General features: G+C 63.9%; 7 protein-coding genes. 1 reads left to right on the forward strand and 6 read right to left on the reverse strand.

Going from position 1 to position 6,320, the window contains the following annotated elements:
• Positions 1–5 precede the first annotated feature (5 nt).
• The 5 genes from F1735_RS02795 to F1735_RS02815 form a co-directional block, all read right to left on the reverse strand.
• Positions 6–554: a hypothetical protein gene (locus F1735_RS02795; RefSeq protein WP_167235494.1), complete on the reverse strand. Its 549-nt coding sequence runs from the start codon at positions 552–554 to the stop codon at positions 6–8.
• 92 nt (positions 555–646) lie between these two features.
• Entirely contained in the window at positions 647–1,180 is a 534-nt protein-coding gene (locus F1735_RS02800; protein WP_167235495.1) for a hypothetical protein, read from the reverse strand.
• Positions 1,177–2,544: a peptidylprolyl isomerase gene (locus F1735_RS02805; RefSeq protein ID WP_167235496.1), complete on the reverse strand. Its 1,368-nt coding sequence runs from the start codon at positions 2,542–2,544 to the stop codon at positions 1,177–1,179. Before F1735_RS02805 ends, F1735_RS02800 begins: the two co-directional genes overlap by 4 nt.
• Positions 2,541–3,563 carry a phospholipase gene (locus tag F1735_RS02810; protein WP_167235497.1) on the reverse strand — a complete coding sequence of 341 codons (1,023 nt, stop codon included), beginning with the start codon at positions 3,561–3,563 and terminating at the stop codon, positions 2,541–2,543. The genes F1735_RS02805 and F1735_RS02810 overlap by 4 nt, the downstream gene beginning before the upstream one ends.
• Before the next feature lie 183 nt (positions 3,564–3,746).
• Positions 3,747–4,133 carry a VOC family protein gene (locus F1735_RS02815; protein ID WP_167235498.1) on the reverse strand — a complete coding sequence of 129 codons (387 nt, stop codon included), beginning with the start codon at positions 4,131–4,133 and terminating at the stop codon, positions 3,747–3,749.
• Positions 4,134–4,332: 199 nt separating this feature from the next.
• Between F1735_RS02815 and F1735_RS02820 the strand changes: the two genes are divergently transcribed.
• Positions 4,333–4,794 (forward strand): cache domain-containing protein, encoded by a 462-nt coding sequence (locus F1735_RS02820; protein ID WP_229505594.1) that lies wholly within the window; start codon positions 4,333–4,335, stop codon positions 4,792–4,794.
• A 562-nt stretch (positions 4,795–5,356) separates the two neighbouring features.
• Here F1735_RS02820 and F1735_RS02825 read toward each other — a convergent pair.
• Positions 5,357–6,121 (reverse strand): hypothetical protein, encoded by a 765-nt coding sequence (locus F1735_RS02825; RefSeq protein WP_167235499.1) that lies wholly within the window; start codon positions 6,119–6,121, stop codon positions 5,357–5,359.
• Positions 6,122–6,320 lie beyond the last annotated feature (199 nt).

Genomic DNA, 6,320 nt, shown 5'->3' on the forward strand with positions numbered 1-6,320 from the left:
CGCATTCAGGCCGCGTTCGAACCATTGTTCGAGCTCGTCCTTCGTGGCCTGGCGATACGCTGCGCCCACGGCGTCGGCAGGTCGCCGAAGCGCTTGCGCAACAGGGCGCCGAGCATGTTGCGCAGGGCGATGAGCTGGCCTTCTTTCCGGCCTTCTTTCCGGCCTTCTTTCCGGCCTTCTTTCCGGCCTTCTTTCCGGCCTTCTTTCTTGCTTTCTTCCTTGCCTTTCTCCATGTTTTTCTCAAGCAGCGCGAGTGCTCTTTGATTGACGAGCTCCTCCATCTCTCTGCCCCAAGGTTTTAGCTGGTTCATGTCATCCTCCTCTGCACTATCGAGCTCAAACAATTGCGTATTGTCAGTTTTACGGACCAGCAGCGCTTTCCACCAGGCCCAGACCGACGTCCGTTCGCTCACGTAGTCCGCATTGACGCGTTCGAAGGCCGAGAGGGGCGACTCCGTCAGCAGCTTGAAGGCAGTAAAGCCCGTGATCAGTTCGCGCACCATTTCCGGGTGGGCGAACAGGGCGCGGTATCCGAGGTCGTGATTGGCGGTCACGGCGCATCTTAGCCAGCGTCCCTGGCCCGCCTTTGCGCTGGCTCAAACGTGCGCAGCGGCGTGCTTGGGGCAGTTGCCACACCTTTGCATGCTCAGTCGCGTAGCGCCGCTGCGGGGTCGGCGATCTCGCGGCGCAACTGTTCCAGGCGCCGGATCTTGTCTTCCACCCTGGCGATTTGCGCCGCCGGAATCCCGCTGGCGCGGGCCCGCTCGACGTCAGCCTGCAAGCGCGGCACTTCGCGCTGCGCGGCGCTGGCGAAGGCGGCCATGACGCGCGCCTCCTGGCGCGCTTCGTAGGCCCGGTACGCGTGGCGGTCGGCCAATTCGGCGCTGCCCGGCCCCGCCTCGGCGGCCGCCCGTGGGGCCAGCGGCGGCGTGCGCGCGTCGCCATGCAGGCGCGCATCGGCCATGCTGTCGGCTGCCGTGAGCGGCGCGGCGCGCGGCACCTCGCCGAACCATCCCGGTCCCGCCGCCTCGGCGCTGCGGGCGGGCTCGGCTGCGACGGGCGACACGGCAGGCGCCCCGGCCGGTGGCGCAGCCGCCGACGGCTCCGGGGCAGGCGGGCGCGCCAGCAGGGAGGCGGCAGCGGCCACCACCAGCGCCGCGAGAAGAAAGCCGCCCTTCATGCCGGCCCCTCCCCCGCCATCCCGGCCCTGGTGATCTCGATGCGCGCCTTGCGCAGCAGCCCGGCACGCAGCGCCGTCAGCTGTGCCGCAGCCATCTCGCGCGCCAGCGCGCGGCTGGCCACATAGCGCACCGCTTCGGAATCGGCGGCCTGATAGCCTTGCACCCGCTCTTCGACGAGCACGATTTCCCACGGCGCATGGCGGCCGGGGCCGGCAGGGCTGCGCACCGGCGCCGAGACCTGGCCCGGCGCCTGGGTGAACAGCAATTGCGCCAGCCAGCCGGGTTTGCTTCCAGCCTGGCTTTCATGGTACACCCAGCCGAGCGATCCGCCGCCGCCGGCGTCAGGCGCGATCGAGTGGCGCCGCGCCAGGGCCGCAAAATCGGCGCCGCCGGCCAGCGCGGCCGCCACCCGGCGCGCCGCCACTTCATCGGGCAAGCGGATATGGCGCGCGCGCACCCGTTCGATGCGCACAAAATCCTCGCGCTGGCGCGCGTAGTAGGCGCGCACCTGCTGCGGGCCGACCTGCGCGGCCAAGGTGTCGAGCAGGCGGCTGCCGGCGTGCTGGTCGTCGCCCAGGCCGTGCAGGCGCATCATGGCCTGCACATCGCCCTGGTCGGCCAGCACCCGGCGCAGGTCGGCCACGGACGCGGCGCCGAAACGGCGCACGCTCCAGTCCAGCACGTACCACGAGGCGACCTGCAGCCGGGCCTGCCGCTGCATGAAGTCACGCTCGCGCGCGAACAGCGCCACCCTGCCCTGGACGTTCTGGCGGCGGGCCACGTCGGCCAGGCTGACGCTGCCTTCGCCACCGCCCGGCTTGGCAAAGCGCAGCAGCACCAGCTTGCTTGCCTGCGCCAGCTGCGCCTCGCCCAGGCTGAGGTCGAGCCGCAGCGCGCCGGGTTTGCCGAACACCGCGTCGAGCTCGGTGTCGCTCAATGGCGGCGTTGGCCGCAGCAAGCTGTCGAGGCCGACGCCGGACAATTGCCGCAAATCGCCTTCCATTTCCGTGCCATACAGGCTGCGCAAGGTGTTCACCAGCTGGTCGTCGATGCTCACCTCGCGTGCGAAGCCGACCCGCTGCCCGGCCCATAGCGCCGCTTCCCCGAAGCGCTTGCGCGCCTCCCCGGCCAGCAAGCGGTTGGCGATGAGGAGCGCGAGCGTGGCGCTGCGCTGCGCGTCCGGATCGGCGGCGCGCGCCATGCACCAGCTGCTCTCGACGCTGAACGCGAGCAGCGGCGCGCCGTCGATGCGCGCCGCTACCGCCGCTGCCGGCGCCGGCTGGCCGCAGGCCCCCACGGCAGGCCAGGCGTACGCCACGCAGGCGGCGCCGGCCAGCGCGCGCAGCAGGCGCAGCGGCTTCAAATCGCCAGGCGCTCGGCGGCGCGGTTGAGTACATGCACCACCATGGCGATCGCATGCGGCACCATGGCGCGCGCCACCGTGCGGCGGTCGGCGTGATCGGTCGACGACAGCACCATGCCGCCGTTGGCGTACGAATAGCTGCCGCCCTGGGTCAGCAGCGCGCGGATATCGGTGGCGTTTGGCGCGAGCGGGGTAAAGCTGGCCAGCGCCCCGCGCACCAGGGCGGCATCGTTCAACTGTTCGCGCTCGTAGTAGTCGCCCACCCACTGTTCCCAGCCCGAGTGGCCGTTGCCCGAGGTGCCCCAGGTATGGTGCGGCTGGACCAGGTCGGTCGTGTGCAGCACGAAGCCGAGCGACTGCGCGCTCGGGCGCGCGAGGAACTGCTGCCACCAGTACTGCCCCAGGTTATCGATCGGCTGGAAAGGCATGGTTTCGAAATCGGCGTACTGCTTGCTGCTGGAGTTGCCGCCCATGCGGTAGTTCGCTTCGGTCACGCCGAAGCTGTTGTACTTGCTGTTGTCGCCGAACCAGCCTTTCAGGCCGCCCGCGCCATCGTCCAGATAGTCCCCCACCAGCCAGCCGGCGGCCAGCTTGTCGATATCGCCGCGGTTGGTCAGTTTGGCGTAGTTGTAGCCGCCGAAGGCGTTGCCATGCACATCGCGCCCGCCCGTGTGGTTCTGGAAGTGCCAGTAGGAGGTGTAGTTGGCCAGCGAGGAACCCAGGCCCCACACCGGCGCCATCTGGCAGCTGCCGGTGGTGGCGCCGCACAGGTAGGTATCGGCAAAATCATCGACGTCATAGGCGCCCTGGCCCACGGCTTGGGCGAACTGGTCCATCGTGTAGCCGGCCCTGGCCACGCCGGCGGCCAGCTTGGCGTAGTTGGTGGTCGATGGATTGTTCTTCATGAAGGTGATCGCATCAAGCACGATGCGGCGGTGCGTTTCTTGTTGCCAGGCCTTGGCGGGTGCGCTGGCAAACAGGGCCAGCGCGAGGCTGGCGGCGAGCAGTGTCGGTTTCATCATGACTCCAGGGTGATGCCAGCGGTGCGGTGACCACGTGGCTGATTCGCGAAGGAAGAAATGTAAAAATGTAACGATGAAATGTGACGATGCCATGACTGTGGCGCGCCGGGTAAGGACGCGCTTTTTCAGTTGACAGGCGGGTGCAAAGGAGGGTCGCGCGCGCGGCGGCCCACAATCGGCTCAAGGCAAGGCGATACGGTCTTCGCACAGCAGAAAGCGGTTTTTGCCTGGATCTTCAAGCACGAAACTCTTCCCGCCCGGCCATTCGAATACGTCCAGCACGCCGTTTTTGTCCGGCACCAGGCCGCCGCCGGCGGCAAACCGCACGCTGCGCAAGCGCCGGAATTGCGCGTCGCAGCTCGGCACGGTCAGCGCAAACACCGGCGTCTCGCGCGGCGCCGGATGCCAGGGCGTGATTTGCAGGCAGATGGCGGGATTGGCGATTGCACGCAGCAAGCAGCAATCCATTCCGTAATCGGCATCGAGCCGGAACATGCCCAGTTCCTCCACGTAAAACCTGATCGTATCGGCCGGCGCTTCGGCCCTCAACAACACATCAATCCGCATACCTTCCTTTCTTTGTCCGTTAATAGCGGCATACGCGGCCGCGCATCTGCGCCGGCCACCCCGCCCACTGTACCGCCAAGAACCAGAGAGCGGGGCGAATCGGCCAGACAACAGTGGCGATTGACTTTCACGAGCGGCGGGTACACCATCAGAAAGCTTGCCGACACCTGTTCCCCCACCTGTTCGAAGGAGTAAGTTGATGACAATGTTGATCAAAAGTGTACTTGGCGTGGCCGCTTCCCTGGCCTTCGCGGCCAATGTGCTGGCGGCGGACGCGGGAACGGCGGAGGAAGCGAGCGCGCTGGTGAAGCAGGGCGTGGCTTTCTTCAAGGCCAACGGCAAGGACAAGCTGCTTGCCGAAGTGGCCAATCCCAAGGGGCAGTTCGTCAGCAAGGACTTGTACCTGAGCGTGTGGGACACCAAGGCCAAGGTGCTGGCGCACGGCGCCAATCCCAAGATGGCCGGCAAGAACATCATCGAATTGAAGGATGGCGACGACAAGTACTTCATGAAGGAAATCATGGCCAAGGCCGCCAATCCGGGCAGCGGCTGGGTCGACTACAAATGGGTCAATCCGGTGAGCAAGGATATCCAGGCCAAGTCGGCGTATTTTGAAAAAGTCGAGGATGTCGTCATTTCGGCGGAGTACTACAAGAAATAGGCGACGCGCCCGGAGTCCAGCAGACATGAAGCAATGAGCGCAGGGAATGGCTTTTTGTCCGATAAACTCGCAACGCACGATGCGGCGCTGGTGAGGATCGTGGCCGCGCGAGCGCCGCAGTAATTGCGCGCGCGCCTGCTCACGCTCTACAGCGCGCGGCGGGCGCTGGCCGGGTTGGCGCCGCAGGCGCAGATCGAGTTTGTCCACGCCGGCAGCAGCTGGGGCAATACGCCGATGGCGCTGGGCGAGCTTGCCATCGTGTTTCTCACCACCATAGCAGGCCATTTGTACGAGGCAGCCTGGCGCCGGCTTTTCACCGTCCTCGACAGGGGCGCTATACACCCTGCTGATCACGCCCGATCCCCGGCTCAGGTGTATTTTCCTGCGGTGCAGGTAGTGCCACCATTCGTTGGAGCCGTACAGGCCGGGCTTTCCGCACAAGCCCTGCGTCGGCCGGGTCTCGTCCAGGGTAAGCGCCTCCCTGGCTTTTACAACATCCGGATACCGCCTGTGACGAAACCAAACAAAAGATTGCCGTCTCCTGTCATTCAGCAAGTATCTTTCAACCCTGGCGGACTGGTTCGAGCGAGACGGCCATTTCAAGCATGCCAGGAGCCCATTCGGTTTCCTCTTCAGCGGAGGGAGGGCATTTTTTTTCCAGATAAAGATGGATAAAATCAACCCGGCATCCCACTTGAAACAGCGCGATGTCTGCGTTGTCGTTCACATGCACAGGCAAACCCATCAATGCATTTCTCGATGACAAAACGTCAATCAGCAGGACCGGCGATTCTACCCCATTGTCCTTTCCGACATAGACTTTGCTGATCACACCCGATGCAAAAGTGCGACGTATTTTTCCACATTGCACGTAGTGCCACCATTCATTTGAACCGTATAGGCCACGATACCCACTCAGACCTTCGGTCGGCCTGGTTTCATCCAAGGTGAGCGCTTGAATTTTCCTTATCTCATCCGGATGAAGTCTGTGATGTTCCGACAGCCGGAACACCCGCTTCATCGGTATCTCAGCATCGAGATCTATAAAATTTGGCATGCTCTCCAATAACGACGACACCGGCGCCACAAAACCTGGTTCCTGTCTTTTGCGGTAAGCCCCCTCCGGTCGCTGCCTGGCAGGTTCCAATGATACAGCCATTTCCACCACCTCCTTCAGATAGACGATGGTGCCGTCTTCCGCCGGCTGGTGTTTCAGCTCGTAATAGCAGTAAAGCACATCGACACGGCTTCCAACCTGGAACAGGTTAGCATCGGCTTGATTGATGACATGAATGTCTTCATGGTCCACTTCTTCATACGGTGTCACGAAAGAGAATGCATTAATTTCATCCTCCCCCCACCCGCTTATATATACACGAGTGATTAGCCCGGAGACTATCGAGCCTCTTGCAAAACTAGCGGAACGGATGAAAATTGCTTGGCAGCGCAAGCGAAAAGGTGGGAGTGGGCGCCCATTTCTGGCATGATTTAGTTCTAACGCTTAATCAAAACGCCCACACCATGAA

It is taken from the genome of Massilia genomosp. 1, from assembly GCF_011682185.1.
Taxonomy (GTDB): Bacteria; Pseudomonadota; Gammaproteobacteria; order Burkholderiales; family Burkholderiaceae_D; genus Telluria_A; species Telluria_A rubra.